Origin of the sequence: Shewanella sp. 10B (assembly GCF_023475885.1) — a bacterium.
Taxonomy (GTDB): domain Bacteria; phylum Pseudomonadota; class Gammaproteobacteria; order Enterobacterales; family Shewanellaceae; genus Shewanella; species Shewanella mangrovisoli.
Genome location: NZ_JAMDJO010000011.1, coordinates 1 through 14,587, shown reverse-complemented (window position 1 = coordinate 14,587; position 14,587 = coordinate 1). Strand labels below are relative to the sequence as shown.

Genomic DNA, 14,587 nt, shown 5'->3' with positions numbered 1-14,587 from the left:
CTATATTGTTTTTAAGGCTTTTTTTAACATGCTTATTTGATCCGCTATTAAAGTCAGAACTTTTCTTAACTTAATAAACAGAGGTTCGTATTTGTCGAAGAAAGCTCGTTCCCATGTGTTTGCCCGTTTTGACATAAGTGACCAGGTGTAACCCGTTCGTTTACTAGGCTTTATATCAACGCCAGATCTTTTATTTTGGAACTTTCTATATGGGGTGACCTTGTAATCAGTCCAGACCAAATATACTCGGTGTGTATTGGTGGCCTTTTTTAAACGCGGAGCGATACGCCCCATATGGACATAGTTCTCATCACCTAGTCGCTGATTGAGATTGGCTATCCGCTTATTCTCATCCTTCCATTCGGTCCAGTAGCTGGTAACTAATAGGTGAGCCTTATCTACCATTTCATCATAGACATCGGTGATGGTTTCTAGGGCCGTTTCTAAACTATCTTTTTCAAGTGACACAGAACTACCTCGCCAGTTAATCACCAGTATTTTTTCACCTTGGCAAATCGGCGCATCACATTTCAACGCCCAAAATGAGCGTTGAAAACGCAAACCCTCTGACCCAGGAGGATGAGTTGTTGTTTACCTAAATAACTATCTGTAGCAAACCGTCAGCGGTTTGCTACGGCCTATCCGAAAAATGGTACGAACTTAATCGCGCACTTTTTTGCAATGTTTTTTGCTACGTATATAGAAATTTGTTCAACATTTTCATTGCGGAATGTGAGTAACCAATCTGGCTACGGAGCCATGGCGCAAGCCGTCACATTGGGCACTCCCCCACGGTGTCTGCCACGAACTTTTGTGACGTATTTTTTTCGTTGTTGTGTCAAAAAATGGTTACCGGTTAAAAAATTGACACTAGTCATATCTTTACAGCAAGTGGTATGTTTAAATAAGTATAGAGTAAAACAGGTCTGTGTTACGTAAGTGGTTTATTAGGATTTTGCGATATGCAACAGGAACAGAGGAAATGTTTTGAAGCGCTATTGAAGGCGCAGGCACGATACTTGATCGCGTTGAAGCAGTGCGTTTCTCAGACGCCAGATCTTGGGATGATGCTATTCAATTTGAAACCTGAAGAAGTTTCATTGTTGCGGGCTGTTGATGAACATGCCTGGAGCAACTATGTAAATAGGTTAAATTTCTGGGTACTTGCAACGAGGAAGGATTTTGCCAACACCTGTTTGTTTGAGTATTGGGTAAATCATTTGGACGCAGAAGAAAACATAGGCCAGCTTATTAATAATAGATTGACCTCAAATAATAATATCAATTGCGAAGATGTTTTAGGTAACGATTTTTTGCGTTATCAATCTTCAATTTTTGAGGTTGTATTAAGAGCAGTGTTTTTAGCACCTTCATTTAGTCAAGGTCTTCTGTTGCTAACAGATAGTGTAATTGAAAAAATTAAAGTTGATTATTTTGATTTTAATACCTCTCATTACTACGAAAGTGTACCACCGCTGTTTGTTTTTAATGAGTCTATTCCTTTGGTGTCGTTTTTTGATCTTGGGGCAAAGGGAATTGCTAGTGTTGAATATTCTTTATTCTCTTTGAATGTGTAGGATGATCTATGAGTCATAATGTAGATACAGAAAGCAGATTGGGTGAGTCTTATATTTTAGCAGAGAGGGCTGCAAAAGGGGGAATGTTGCCATCTCTCATAATGAAATATTTGCCAGGAGTGTCAAGACGCTTTTTAAATAAAATAGATGCCAGAGATGCAAATCTTTCATTTTCGCGAGGTTTCTCATCTAGTTGGACTCGTACTCATGTAGGATTTAAATATAGTAATATTCTATTTAAGATATATGGAAATGTAACTGGCGACCATCAATTGCGAGCGGGTGTACGTCTTGATAAAGTAATAGATGCTTTTGAATTGGCAGTGTGTCAATTTCCTGTTCTTATAGATGAGCAAATTTGTGATATATCCCGGTTCAGCTGCTTACTAGAAAAAGTCATTGATCATGAGTATATGATTTCCACTTGTTCATCAAAGGGGTGTAAGAATCGATTTATTCACGAGTCATTGCACATTAGAAATAAATGCTGGGTTTGTGCTGAGGCAGCATTATTAGAAAATAATTCTGAGAATGAAGCTGTTAATACCAAAGAACTCGCTTCACAAGCTGCTCAACGTCGATTACGTACCCAGGAAAAAATCGCCAAGCAAGAGCGTGAATTGCGCGTTGCCACCGTTGCACTAGATAGTATGAATCATTTCCACAGGCAACATACGATAGAGAATCATGAAGTTAAATCAATCCAAGGACAGCGAGCTGCAGGATAGGTATAATTTTCAATGCTCGATTTGAGCATTGAACTAAGTAACCCAGCATCAAAAAAGCCATATTATTCCCCTTACGTACCAAAAAGGGGTGGATATGCGTATCTTCAATCGTTGCTGGGTGTTTCCCATTGTTGGCCTAGTGTGTACCAGTACAGTAGCTGGTGATGACTTTTATAACCAGTCTAAACGAGGCTGGTTTTGGCATGAGTCCCCCCCTCCGCAGGAAATACCAGTTGAAGAGTTACCTTCGCCATCAGAACCAGTAAATGATGATGTACCTCAAGATCAGACTGTCACCATCGATGCCCAGTGGCTTAAAGACAACATCCCCAAGCTTCGCATGACAGCCATTAGTAATCCGACTGTTGATAACTTAGGGGCCTACTATGCGGCTCAACGCGTAATGATCGATATGAGCTCAAAATTTGCTAGCTCGAGTACGGATTTTTTTCGTAAAGATGCAAACTGGCTGTCCGAGGAGCATCGCCGCCCTACTGAATCGTTCGTCTTGTCTAAGTACAAACGTGATTTATTGAAGGCTCAAAGACCGGTGATCAACAAAGTGTCTCAGAAAGCAGGTCTTTGGTTTTTCTTCTCTAGCACTTGCCCTTACTGCCTTAAGCAATTACCGATTTTAAAGTCGCTAGAAGAGCAATATGGGATGAATGTACTTTATATTTCACTTGATGGCGGGATTATTCCCACAATTCCTCAAGATAAGACGGTAGTTGATCACGATGGAAAGGTCGCCCGGGATTTCAATATAACAACCACGCCGACCACATACCTTGTTTCAAATGATGCTAGCAAATTCGACGTTGTTAGCAATGGCGTCGCCTCATTACCTAAGCTTCAAAATACGCTGATCGATGTTGCCCATAAATATGACTGGATCTCGGATAGTGAGTTTGAATCTGTACAGACGGTGAAGGGCTCCAATGTCTTGAGTAATGGGAATATCGAAATTAGCCAGTCGGATCTTGATAAGCCAGGAGTCCTTCTTAGTGTGCTTCAAGACCGTATTGACCTGTCTGACTCCCCAATAGGTACTCCATTTTTACCCTCCAAAGTAAGAGCAAACTGATATGTTGAAACTTAAGTTAACGACATTAGCGACATTATTGGCAGCATCTTTACCTGTTTATTCAGATCCCATGCAGGATATTTTTAATGGTATGTATTCCACTTCAACGCCCGGGGTTTCACAGCTCCAAAACGGTCGCTATGGCGTGAACTTAGGTGGATTTTCATATCGGCCGCCTAGGACTGAAGTCGGACCGATTGTTAGTGCAAGGACACCTAATCTAAGTGTGGGTGATTGCGGAGATATAGATTTCTTTGCGGGAAGTTTCTCGATGATTTCCGGTGATGAATTGTCACAAGTCGGACGCGGAATTATGCAAGGCGCGGCCACATATGCATTTAAAATCGCCATAGATTCGATTTCTCCTATGGCTGGCAGTGTAATGTCAGAACTTCAAGATCTCATTAATCAAGTCAACCGCTTCAATATTAATGGTTGCAGGATAGGTCAAAAGCTTGCTTCGGAAGTCTATAGCGGCGACGCCACACCTCAACAAGAATCTAATGCACTTAGCAACGCCCTTAGCAATCTGACAGTTGAGGTTGGGGGGGCCGCCGATACGTTTGATGGTTATTTTGGCCCAGGAGCGGGTAAGTCTGCCTCTGTTAAAGCAGCAGAAACGGGCGCCAAAATAACAATGAATTCGGCGTTTAAAGCATTTGAAGATATTGAGGCAAATGGAGCATTCTTTAATACGTTTGGCCCAGTGAAAAAGTTTGAGTTGGTCATGAGTTTGCTTGGGACCACGGTAACCTCCACAGATCCTACAGAGTGTACTGCGCAAGCCAGTTCTGATGAAAAGACGTGTATAAATCCATACCCATCTTTGGGAACCGAGTTTCTCGTGAATTTCTTTTTCGATCCACAAAATGTAGGCTCGAATTCAGAGTCCTTTGCGTTCAAATACTATCGATGTAACAACGCAGACTGCACATCAATATCTACCGCAACCACTACAACATCACGCCTATTACCGAAATTACGAAAGGACATTTATAACCTGTGGCAAAAATTGGTACATCAACCCAACCAGCCATTAACAGCTAATGAGGCAAAACTGATGCAATGGTTTGGTGCGGATATGCTATCTATGATGAAAACGTTCGGTACCGATGACTACTTTGCACAATCATACAGCGAGTTTTTGGCATATAAAGCCGTAGTGTCTGCCATGAATTACACGATGCAAGACGTCATCACTACGACAAAAAATGCGCTAGATAAGCAAACCTCAACTATGGAAGAGGGGGCTATTTTCCCCGTTGGTATGGGTAAACTGAGCAAAAATGTTGATGAGGTCCGCAATCAATATAACGATTTCATTGAGAAGTCTCTTAATCCCAAAATTGCTGAATATAACAAGAGCTTGCAAACTATTTCTCTTCTCCAATTAATTTCCAAAAGTCGCTAGGGTGGGCCAGGTATGTGGGAAATTTACTCGGTCGGTAATCCAACGTTCTTGATTGAAGTCTTTCGTGGCATAGCAAGGCTATGGTCAACGAATGATGTTTATCTAATGATCTCCTCTGCATTGGTGCTTGGCCTTCTCTGGAACACACTAAACTGGGCTATGAATCAAGAAAAGGCCCCCTTTCCTGCAAAGGGGTTTGTGTTCTCAATTATTATGATCTTGGCCTTGTTAGGCCCTCAGAGTCTCACAGACGTAAGAGTTGTTTCAAAGCGCGATTCATCTTTCCAGATAATAGATAATGTACCATTATTGCCAGCTATCGGTGGCTGGCTGATAACTTCCACCGGTACAACAATTGCAGATTTCATGGCTCAGGCGTTTTCTATAGCTGACATTGACTCATGGCAGGCTTTAAGTCCAATCCAACACTTTGTGAATTTGTCGGATACCAACTATTCAGATACCTGTATCCCAAATGATGCTGACCAGGGTTACAACGTATGCAAAACACTCAACTCATATCTGAATGAGTGTTTTGTTGCTAGCAACTTAATCACGCCAAATGCTAGCAATGGTATTGATAAGTTATTGTCAGCTAAACCGCGGGACATCTTCCCCTTGATGAGGGTTGAGAACGTTAACCTAGAAGGTAGAAGTTACCTCGAGGCCAATAATCCAGCAGGTGTGGTTGTAGATTGTCCGACATTGCACAGTAAATTGACTGTGGCGATGAGTGAAACCAATTTTCAGCAAAACATGAAGAACTCGCTTTTAGCCCAAGGTGTTGATTTGAATGAAGTTGGTAACTTTCTTCAACAATATGGCGCCCAGGGGGTCATTCCTGCCGCTGAGTCTTCTCTTCAGCTCGCAAACACCGCATTTTTACGCAGCGTATTTCGCGATTATTTTACCAATTCTCCTTATGGTCAGCAGGTGTCTCGAGCCATGTTTGATACGGTGAGACAACGGCAATTGGCGAATGCTACTAAAAAAGAATTTTGGATGGAAAATGCCGAAGTTATGCAGTCATTTTTGGAGGCACTGACTGTATTTATTGTACCTTTTCTGGCGCTGGTGTTATCCGTATCTGGTCAGGGCTTGTTTGCCGTTGGGCAGTATTTTGCAGCCTGGGCATTCGTACAACTTTGGTCCGTAATGATTGTATTGGTAAATATGTTCACTGCCCTAGCTATGACCAACCGATTCACAGATGCTGTTTCAGTAGGCAAAAGTCAGTTTAGTCTCTCGTCCATTGATAGTCAGTTCGCTACTGCCAATAGCTATATTGGTATCTCAGGAATGCTTTATACCATCATCCCGCCTATCTGTATTTTTGTCTTATACAGAGGGGTTCACGCGATTCAGGGTATGTCTAAACAAGCAATGGCTGACCCCAACATTAACTCACAACGTCTTTCGCCTGATACCGGCGCCACCGTCAATAATGGGCAAATTTCCTATGGCAATCAGACATCAATGTTTGAAAACAATAATGGTCGGTATATCAATGGTGACTCCCTTGCGACGACATCTATGGGCCAATACTCCATTGGCAGCTCCATGGGAGGAAGCTCTGCCGCCGGCGCAAGCGAAATGCGATCTCAGGCCCAAACCTATGCCGCGAGCGCACAAAAGGCGCTAGATAATATATTTGGAAACAGTTCCGCTGGCCAATACGATTTTGTTAGCTCAACGTCATCTGATTATCGAGCCTCAAGCATGTCTGAATATGCTTCAGCTGCTGCCAATGCAGTCTCCCAAGCTACAGGTATGAGCATGAAGGAGGCTCAGCAGTTAGTGGCCGGAGGCGCTGTCTCAGTTGGCGTCGAAGGAGGTTTAAGTTTTGGGCTATTTACTGGAAGTAGTAGTAAAGGCGGTGGGAAAGGAGGAGATGAAAATAAAAGTGGTTTCTTTGGCCAGTTAGGGGCATCGGCAAACGCTGACATAAAGACATCCCTAGGACTGAATGCTAATGGTAGTCAGGAAACCAACCAGAATTATCAAAGTGCTCTCAGTAAAACCGAGGGTAAGAAGGATGCGATAAACGCGGCATTGTCTAAGATCACTACAGGCTCAGAAGGTACTTCCTTCTCGGATATTGGCACGGTTCAGGAGAATGCCAAACTAGCCAGGTCGTTTACACAGCAGTCTCAGGCAGCCGAGCAACAACAACTGATGCTATCTGGAATGGCAACCCAATCAGGGCAAGTATCTAGCTCGAAGCAATTGGATGTCGCCGGATTGTCAACGGATTTGAAGACCCAGAACCTAGAGCAATACTTATCTAGTCAAAATCCTGAATTATGGGAACGCATTAAAAACACTCAGGTCGACGGAATTACGGGCGATAAATGGTTGGAAAACAAGTCTGCTGATGTGATGAAATCCCGTGAATCTAAGTCGGTGAACCCAATTGGTGAAGGGCGAGCCGGTGCTCTAATGCAGTTTATTGACAGACTTGATTCTATTGACACACAGACCAACAGCAGTGGAAACAAGAGTGTTGATATAGAGAAAGAGCAACGAGATGCTGCTATGAACCGGGACATATACAAGACGTTGGCGGGTAAAGGAGTGGTTAATGCTGATGCCGGCGAGTCCTTGTATCAAGATAAGCTAAATACGCTTCAAGATATGGCCAGGGTTTCAGGTGCATTAACTCAAAACCAGCAAGAGTTAGCTCAAGGCACGCCAGTTCTCCCCTCTAGTGAACAATTTAACCAGGAGTACGCTAAGTCTGAAGGTGCTTCTCAAACCAAGGTTAGCAATGCTGGAAGTGAGGCTAAAAATGGTCTTGAAAACGTTGAGTTGGCAGCTAAGCAAGATGCTGAACGGTTCAATAATGATGGAAATGTGTTAACAGGACCTATAGAACAACCCTCGGAAGCAAAACAGAGAGAGTTGGAGGCTCGAGCTAATGACTTGGCTGTTACTGAGGCTTCAATTACTTCTGTACTGAATGCAGTTCAGCCCATATTGGGTAAAGGCGCCGATATGGTGAAACCTGATGGAGAAACAGCTTTCAATAACTTTGTTGAGACTCAAGTGAAAAACAATGCCGATATCTCTAGTTATCGTCCTGAATATGCTGCTGCAGTTGGTTCTATCAGTGAACTTGATGCGTTTAGTACAGGCTCAATGCAGGACAGATTAGCGTCAATGGATGGTGATAAGGCGAGAGACGCCCAGGAAATGATCAATGTGCTCTCTAACGACCAGCTGATGACCACGATACTTGGGAAAGATGAGAATGGGCGTTACGGTGAAGGTACAGATGAGTCCAAACGTCTATTCGATCAAAATACATTGGCGAAGCTCTCAGAAGGTGCTAACTGGTTGCAGGACTACAATCCAGGCTCTACTGAGACTAAAGCTGTAACACAAGCGATCGAAAACTCTGAACAGGTGGAGGGTGATGCTGCTAGAACTTATTTGACCGCGATGCAGAGTCTGGGAGTGATGCAACAAGCTTCATCTGGAAGCGATGGCAAACTCTTTAGCTACGAGACTATCAATGCGGCTGAAGATATTGAGTCTATGTTGTCTATTCAAGAAACTGGCAGAGGTGAATACGCGATGATAAGAGACCTATCTGATGGCACTACTATGACATCTGGTACTTACTGGTATCCATCGGGTGACAGGGAAGGGTCGCGCGATAGCATTACTGCAAGACTTAATACCATCGAGGAAATGGCTCAGAATATGGGTGCTCTGTTGAATCCAGAACAGAAGGCGTACATCGATCAAACTATTGAGAATGTGAGAGTTCGTATCAAAGAGGATTCGGGAGATAAGGCGGGACAGGAACTCAACGATGGCACTAAAAAGCCACATTCAATTTATTAGTCGTGGCATACATTAAGGAAGGTGCGAATAAGTCCTCGTGGCACTCTGGCTTGCACAGCAATTGGCGTTCAAGGCATCTGACTGAAGGCATGCCGGGGCCTGTCGAAGTCGGATAACGCAGAAAGCCGGTTGCTGTGAAAGCCCCGAAGGGCGTGGTTTACAAGCCTGCCTGCTGTGTTGTGCTTCTTGCAAAGGACTAGGGCCATTTGCGGCGAACCACGCCTTGCATCCAGGCCTGTAAACCGACGCAGAGCACACATGGGACTTGTTCGCACCTTCCTTAAGACACATTAATCCTTTGACGGACCGACAAAGATATATCGCCAAAAACTGATTTTCTTCTCTAAGGGCAATTCGTTGAATTGCCCTTTATATTCACGTAAAAGGTCGAATGGAACATTTGCAGGCCGTTTGTTATCCTTGCACCATTGGCGCCAGTCCATTTGGGTACGTAGGTTAAGAGTGCGAGTGAAAAGAACCAGATCTCCGAATGCGAGATACTTATTCGATGGCAATAAGTGACTCCAATTGCTGAATCCCTCAATTTTAGAGATATTAAAGGGCGCATCAATTTCGCGCTTCCGGACAGCCAGGCGAAATTCTTCTTTTGTTCTGATGTCGAGCTCAGCTACCTTAGATTGCAGGTCTTCAAATGAGATTCTTTGGGGTTGCTGTTCAAAGCCTGTGAAGTCATTCCAGGACGTCCATTCTTTAGAGTAGTAGATGTTAGGGTTTGAAGGCAGTATTTCCTTGTTTGTTATGGTAATTTCGCGGAACCTTTTGTATTCACTCGCGGAAGAAATGAAATATTCACGAATATATTGTTTGGCTTCTTCGTATGTTAGTTTTTTCATTATGAGGTCATAAGCTGCCCAACATGGGCTAATTCTACATGAAATTAGAGCAAACTCTGTTGAAAAGTTGTGATCTAATGCTAAGGATTATCGATAAGCAAGCCTAAACTCTGCTTATTTAACATTAACTTAAATGCACCTTTCTTTCGCCCGGGTACCCAGGCCACTACATCATTCGGTTTTAAGTGATACGATTTTGTATGTAGCGGTAAAGCAAAAATGTAGCGCCTGATGTATAAAAGCTCAGGGGTGTGGACAACTTGTATTTTGTAAGCAAAGCCCAGCAATGGTAAAGCCGCTAGAAACAACCAAGATAGCGGCACACCATACCCGTAAAGCATCATGTTAGTGACGCTAGAAATGCAAAGTAGAATAAATGGCAGTAGCAAGGCTAGTGTTGTGGCCATCATTAAAGTGTTCTTTCTGATAGGGTAGAATGCTTCAGTCATTTTTTTAGTACGCTCGAAGGTAGCCCATAGATCACATAAACATCTAACGGCTTAATCAAGTATTGAGTCTCATATACTGCTTTTCCAACCTTCTCTCCATAGGCTGTGTCAGCTTCATTAGAGCTCAGGCCGCTTCTGTTGAAATCAAAGTGGTTGATGGCCATAGTCTTCACTTGGTTGGTGTAGAGTTTGTCTACAAGCTTCTGTTGAACGCTACGCTGGTCAAGGTTCTTGTAACCCCACCCTTCTTTTGCGACAAACCCCGGCTGAAGATGTTCTAGATCATAAATAGCCTGGCCTTTTAAGTAGATCTTCATCTGCTCTAGCTCATAGGGCCGATGTTCATACTTCACCGGTACGGCGGCGTTTGCTAATGCAGTAGCAAGTAGCAATGATGCGATAGAAACCATGGCTATATCCTTACTTTGTTTAGGTATCCGGATTTATTGGTTGATGGCTAAAGAGTCGCTGGCACAACCAGCTCCCCGCTTGGCCGCTTCAAGGCGGTTCGTTGATAGACCTTGCCTCCTGACTCACGAATAATTTCCCAATCCTCGACGACATGGCTGGACGGAAGAAAAATAATAACAGGTACTGTTTGCCGATCATCAGAGAGAGCAATGCAGCCATTGCTGCCATCATCAAGTGAGGGGCTAAAAACCCTTGTCATCAATGAACTTTGATGCGGGCACTCGTCAAACCCCGCTATAGAAACATCCTGACCATCCACGTCGATCACGTAACCTGGAGCAAAGACTAGAGTTGTCTGTGCCAAGCCGGCCATGCCATATATCTCGCCTGTGTACTTCCCAATATCCCTAACCTGATCACAGCCTGTTAGCGCAAAAGCACCGACTGACAGCAAAAACATTAATTGTCGTATATTCATTAGTCAGCCCCAATTTCGTTGTTATCAACCCTATAATCCGAATACCCCTTTTTTTTTGGTACCAGAAACCAACTTTTTCGCCTATTGAATATGCGGTATTTCTCTTCAATTTTCTCTATGAAATCTCTTTCATTACTATCAGCACAATAACTTGTTAGCGGGTTTATTACTTCAGGTATAGAGCCAAAGATAATCACCGGCAGTGACGCATTACGTGAGCATAACTTTCGGTTCCTTGTATGTTTAGCTGGTCTCTCCCATAAGTCATAGAACGGCTGAACCCGCGCTTGCCGAATTTCTGTTATGTCGTAACCTGAGGGTATGTGTCGGACTAAACTTTTTTCTTCTTCAATGACTTGTACCTTTGCGGCCTTATCAACAAACAAGTATTCAAACGTCGGGTTGTTTTTACCACTTTCCAGTTCAGCGAGTGCTTCCTCCTTGCTCAATCGTTTCTGTATGGTTTTTTTCTGCCAATACAGAGAGATTGTATGGACCGTGGTGTCACTGTATTGGAGTAATCTAACCGCATCCATGAAGACAAGGCCCTCGATTTCCTTATGGAGGTTTTTGTGTTGGGCTTGCCTGGTTCTGAAATTTTGCTTTACGCTGGATTTAAACTCGGCCTTGAGTTCGTTAATGGTGTTTATCCATTGGATAATCTCTTCTTTGTGAGCCTCGGGGATCACCACAAAGCCGGGGTAACGATGAGCCAAATATGTGCTGTACTTAAATGGGTCACGTCTTAGTTTGCAAAATGCCGTTTTCAGGTAAACCCGCCCAGTAAAACTCTCCCGATGAGTCTTAACAACATTAATTGTCTCTGACTCATCTGCCTCAGTCTGCTCCGTTGCGACTTCAATAAGTGGTAACTCGTAAAGCTCGAGATAGTCAGCAACATCCAAGAGTCTATCCCCAAAGGCATCTAGTTCTGCTTGGAGCTGGTGGAACTTATTTCTCATATGATCATTGAGTATTGCACGCTCGGCCATATCTGTTACCGCATACTGACTACTTACTGTAGGTATACTCCCGAACCTGCTCATTGTCAAACCCAAAAAATACGCCCGCTCCCAGTTATTCTACGCTCGGCAACTACGGCGGCAAAATTCAGGCCCGCTTATCTGCCTACCACTGATCTTACTGGCTACTTGATGTTGTATTAAATTTTTCAATGCCCATTTTGAGCACTTTAAGTCGCAGATCCGTTTTTTTTCTCATTAATATTGTCCCAATGACCAGTGCCAACACCCATTCTACAATTCTACAGGGGATCATCATGAAAATTGCGTGCGTTACAGTTTTGTTCTATTCATCAGTTGACTCAGTGTTATTGGAATCACGAGTTCTTAATGATTGCAATGTAGGTGAGGGGGGCCGAGTGATATTGCCTAATGCATTCAAGCAAGACAAGATGATAATCGCAGTGTTATCCGGGAATGTGACAGTGTTGAACCGGCTGGGGGACCGTATATATACGGAACCCAAACTCCTCGTTAACAACTGATTTGTTGAAGGTCACTCTAATGGTTGTCGATTACGATGAGCTGATTCGCTCGCTTGAGGCCGTTGAAAGGATTGCCAAATCGATTGAAGACCAATTCTTCGATCTATCTAGTATCGGGCCATCAGGTTTCTTTGTTTTGCTTAAGAAAAATGGGATAGCACTGTCTGACTTTCTTCGCTATCACACTGACCTTTCCGATCTACTCACCTTAGATATTTGCCATGATATTCACCTGGTGATTCGAGTCCGAAATTCGATTATGTTCATAGACCACTGCATTTTAGAAGTGATTCAATGTCAGGCTGAGACACTGGAAGTTGGTTAATGGAGCTCATTTAGAACATATGCTCTGCCCAGTTATATTGGCTCTTCGATCTGTAATGAAGGAACAAGAGCCTTGCGCCGAGGGATGAATGTTCATCCCTGAAAACTGGTGGACTGGCAAAGCTTATATCTAAAATGATAGTAATTTTCAAACTCATAGAGAGATTTTCGTAGAGATTCTTTGATATTGTTAATGTGCTTCTTTAACTCTGCTTCAGAATTCTCTCGGTTTAACCGCGTAGAGCCATGCCCTTTTAACTTGTATGGAGTCTGCACTCTAAACACTTTGTATCCCAATGAATGGAGCCCGGAGTCTCGAAGTTTATCTTTTCTAACATTCTCGTCGTTAACGTGTATCGGACCATCAAATTCAACTGCGACACGTGCTAACTCAATACAGGCACGTTTTCCATCAGGCTTGGTTATCCATGCTTCTAATGTAACTGCTAGATCAATGACGATTTTGCCTCGAGCGCCATCTATCATAAGGTTTCGCGGTACAGGCTTCTCTAGCTCGAAACTAAAGTGTCCCACACTCAAGCCTTTCATATTATCGAAATCATCCTGGAGGAAACCACCTCCCACACTCAAGCAACCACCTAATAGCTTAGAGTCTTTTCCTGAAACTGCTATAGATGCATTGATTGGTTTTTTGTCAGCAATGCCTGTAATAACTTCAATGGCGTTATAAAATCCTGATTTACTAACATTTCTGTCCTTTTTCTTAGTGAGCATCAATAGTGCCGGCAAGTCGCCAATTTTGCTGGCGAGTATGTTGTACTCCTTGTGGGATCTAGTTATACCTTTACCTCGCGCGTACTCTTCAATCACCTCAATTTGGGAGGGTCTATCGGACTCATCTATTCCGTTCCAATCTTTAGTGGCCATGACCATATAGCACCCCTTATATTGCCAATTTATCTCTATATGTATGAACAAGTTTGATAGCTGTATCCGATAGTGCATGAATGAACATGGTAAAGCTCATGACTGATACATCCGCTATCTAGCGGCTAATTTTCATCATGCATTATCTGCTTTTCTAAAAGCAACTTTCATCATCCCATATATCACCTGCCTCCACCTGTTGCCCGGCGGCTTTGCCATGGGGCTGATTAGATGTGCCGGGCCGCCGGCCATTGATCCTGTATGGCCGGGCCCCGCGCCCGCCCTGGGTATCGAGCTGGCGATCACTTGCGGCCGGCGGCGTTGCCATTGGGCTGATTAGATGTGCCGGGGCGCCGGCCATTGATCCTGTATGGCCGGGCACCCGCGCCCGGGCAAGGTATCGAGTTGCGATCACCAGCTGCCCGGCGCCGCGTTGCCATGGTGCTGATTAGTCGTGCCGAGGTGCTGACCATTGATCCTGCATGACCTGGGCACCCGGGCCCGGGCAAGGTATCGAGTTGCGATCACCAGCTGCCCGGCGGCGCGTTGCCATGGTGCTGATTAGTCGTGCCGAGGTGCTGACCATTGATCCTGCATGACCTGGGCACCCGGGCCCGGGCAAGGTATTGAGTTGCGATCACCAGCTGCACGGCGGCGCGTTGCCATGGGGCTGATTAGATGTGCCGGGGCGCCGGCCATTGATCCTGTATGGCCGGGCACCCGCGCCCGGGCAAGGTATCGAGTTGCGATCACCAGCTGCCTGGCGGCGCGTTGCCATGGTGCTGATTAGTCGTGCCGAGGTGCTGATCATTGATCCTGCATGACCTGGGCACCCGGGCCCGGGCAAGGTATCGAGTTGCGATCACCAACTGCCCGGCGGCGTTGCCGTGGGTCCGATTAGTCGTGCCGGGGCACTGGCCATTGATCCTGTATGGCCGGGCACCCGCGCCCGGGCAAGGTATCGAGTTGCGATCACCAGCTGCCCGGCGCCGCGTTGCCATGGTGCTGATTAGTCGTGCCGAGGTGC

General features: G+C 44.5%; 14 protein-coding genes. 7 read left to right on the top strand and 7 right to left on the bottom strand.

The genetic code is table 11. The features are described 5' to 3' along the window. Nucleotides 1–561, bottom strand: coding sequence for a conjugative transfer protein MobI(A/C) (gene mobI / locus M0415_RS20160; protein ID WP_140374499.1), 561 nt, complete (start codon nucleotides 559–561; stop codon nucleotides 1–3). 401 nt (nucleotides 562–962) lie between these two features. Here mobI and M0415_RS20155 point away from each other — a divergent pair, with 401 nt between their 5' ends. The 5 genes from M0415_RS20155 to M0415_RS20135 all read left to right on the top strand — a co-directional run bounded on the left by M0415_RS20155 (nucleotide 963) and on the right by M0415_RS20135 (nucleotide 8,649). Further along, nucleotides 963–1,577, top strand: coding sequence for a hypothetical protein (locus M0415_RS20155; protein ID WP_123115273.1), 615 nt, complete (start codon nucleotides 963–965; stop codon nucleotides 1,575–1,577). An 8-nt stretch (nucleotides 1,578–1,585) separates the two neighbouring features. Then, nucleotides 1,586–2,305, top strand: coding sequence for a hypothetical protein (locus tag M0415_RS20150; RefSeq protein WP_086904790.1), 720 nt, complete (start codon nucleotides 1,586–1,588; stop codon nucleotides 2,303–2,305). A 94-nt stretch (nucleotides 2,306–2,399) separates the two neighbouring features. After that, nucleotides 2,400–3,389, top strand: a complete 990-nt coding sequence (traF, locus tag M0415_RS20145) for a conjugal transfer protein TraF (protein ID WP_123115274.1) — start codon at nucleotides 2,400–2,402, stop codon at nucleotides 3,387–3,389. 1 nt (nucleotide 3,390) lies between these two features. After that, entirely contained in the window at nucleotides 3,391–4,800 is a 1,410-nt protein-coding gene (locus M0415_RS20140; protein ID WP_123115275.1) for a conjugal transfer protein TraH, read from the top strand. 12 nt (nucleotides 4,801–4,812) lie between these two features. Beyond that, the gene (locus M0415_RS20135; RefSeq protein WP_249556669.1) at nucleotides 4,813–8,649 is read left to right on the top strand and encodes a conjugal transfer protein TraG N-terminal domain-containing protein; all 3,837 of its coding nucleotides are present in this window, start codon (nucleotides 4,813–4,815) and stop codon (nucleotides 8,647–8,649) included. 290 nt (nucleotides 8,650–8,939) lie between these two features. Here M0415_RS20135 and M0415_RS20130 read toward each other — a convergent pair whose 3' ends face one another. The 5 genes from M0415_RS20130 to M0415_RS20110 form a co-directional block, all read right to left on the bottom strand. Beyond that, nucleotides 8,940–9,503, bottom strand: a complete 564-nt coding sequence (locus M0415_RS20130; RefSeq protein ID WP_086904794.1) for a hypothetical protein — start codon at nucleotides 9,501–9,503, stop codon at nucleotides 8,940–8,942. A gap of 80 nt (nucleotides 9,504–9,583) precedes the next feature. Next, nucleotides 9,584–9,913, bottom strand: a complete 330-nt coding sequence (locus tag M0415_RS20125; RefSeq protein WP_123115277.1) for a hypothetical protein — start codon at nucleotides 9,911–9,913, stop codon at nucleotides 9,584–9,586. 35 nt (nucleotides 9,914–9,948) lie between these two features. Next, a complete protein-coding gene (locus tag M0415_RS20120; RefSeq protein WP_123115278.1) occupies nucleotides 9,949–10,362 on the bottom strand; it encodes a hypothetical protein in 414 nt (137 codons plus the stop codon). 47 nt (nucleotides 10,363–10,409) lie between these two features. Next, nucleotides 10,410–10,841, bottom strand: coding sequence for a hypothetical protein (locus M0415_RS20115; protein ID WP_123115279.1), 432 nt, complete (start codon nucleotides 10,839–10,841; stop codon nucleotides 10,410–10,412). Continuing rightward, the gene (locus M0415_RS20110; protein WP_249556670.1) at nucleotides 10,841–11,833 is read right to left on the bottom strand and encodes a DNA replication terminus site-binding protein; all 993 of its coding nucleotides are present in this window, start codon (nucleotides 11,831–11,833) and stop codon (nucleotides 10,841–10,843) included. The genes M0415_RS20115 and M0415_RS20110 overlap by 1 nt, the downstream gene beginning before the upstream one ends. 182 nt (nucleotides 11,834–12,015) lie before the next feature. Here M0415_RS20110 and M0415_RS20105 point away from each other — a divergent pair, with 182 nt between their 5' ends. After that, nucleotides 12,016–12,348 carry a DUF2375 family protein gene (locus M0415_RS20105; protein WP_349627971.1) on the top strand — a complete coding sequence of 111 codons (333 nt, stop codon included), beginning with the start codon at nucleotides 12,016–12,018 and terminating at the stop codon, nucleotides 12,346–12,348. Between the two features lie 19 nt (nucleotides 12,349–12,367). Next, complete coding sequence (locus tag M0415_RS20100) at nucleotides 12,368–12,673, top strand: hypothetical protein (RefSeq protein WP_086904800.1); 306 nt, start codon at nucleotides 12,368–12,370, stop codon at nucleotides 12,671–12,673. A gap of 92 nt (nucleotides 12,674–12,765) precedes the next feature. Here M0415_RS20100 and M0415_RS20095 read toward each other — a convergent pair whose 3' ends face one another. After that, nucleotides 12,766–13,566 carry a DUF559 domain-containing protein gene (locus M0415_RS20095; protein WP_249556672.1) on the bottom strand — a complete coding sequence of 267 codons (801 nt, stop codon included), beginning with the start codon at nucleotides 13,564–13,566 and terminating at the stop codon, nucleotides 12,766–12,768. Nucleotides 13,567–14,587: the final 1,021 nt, after the last annotated feature.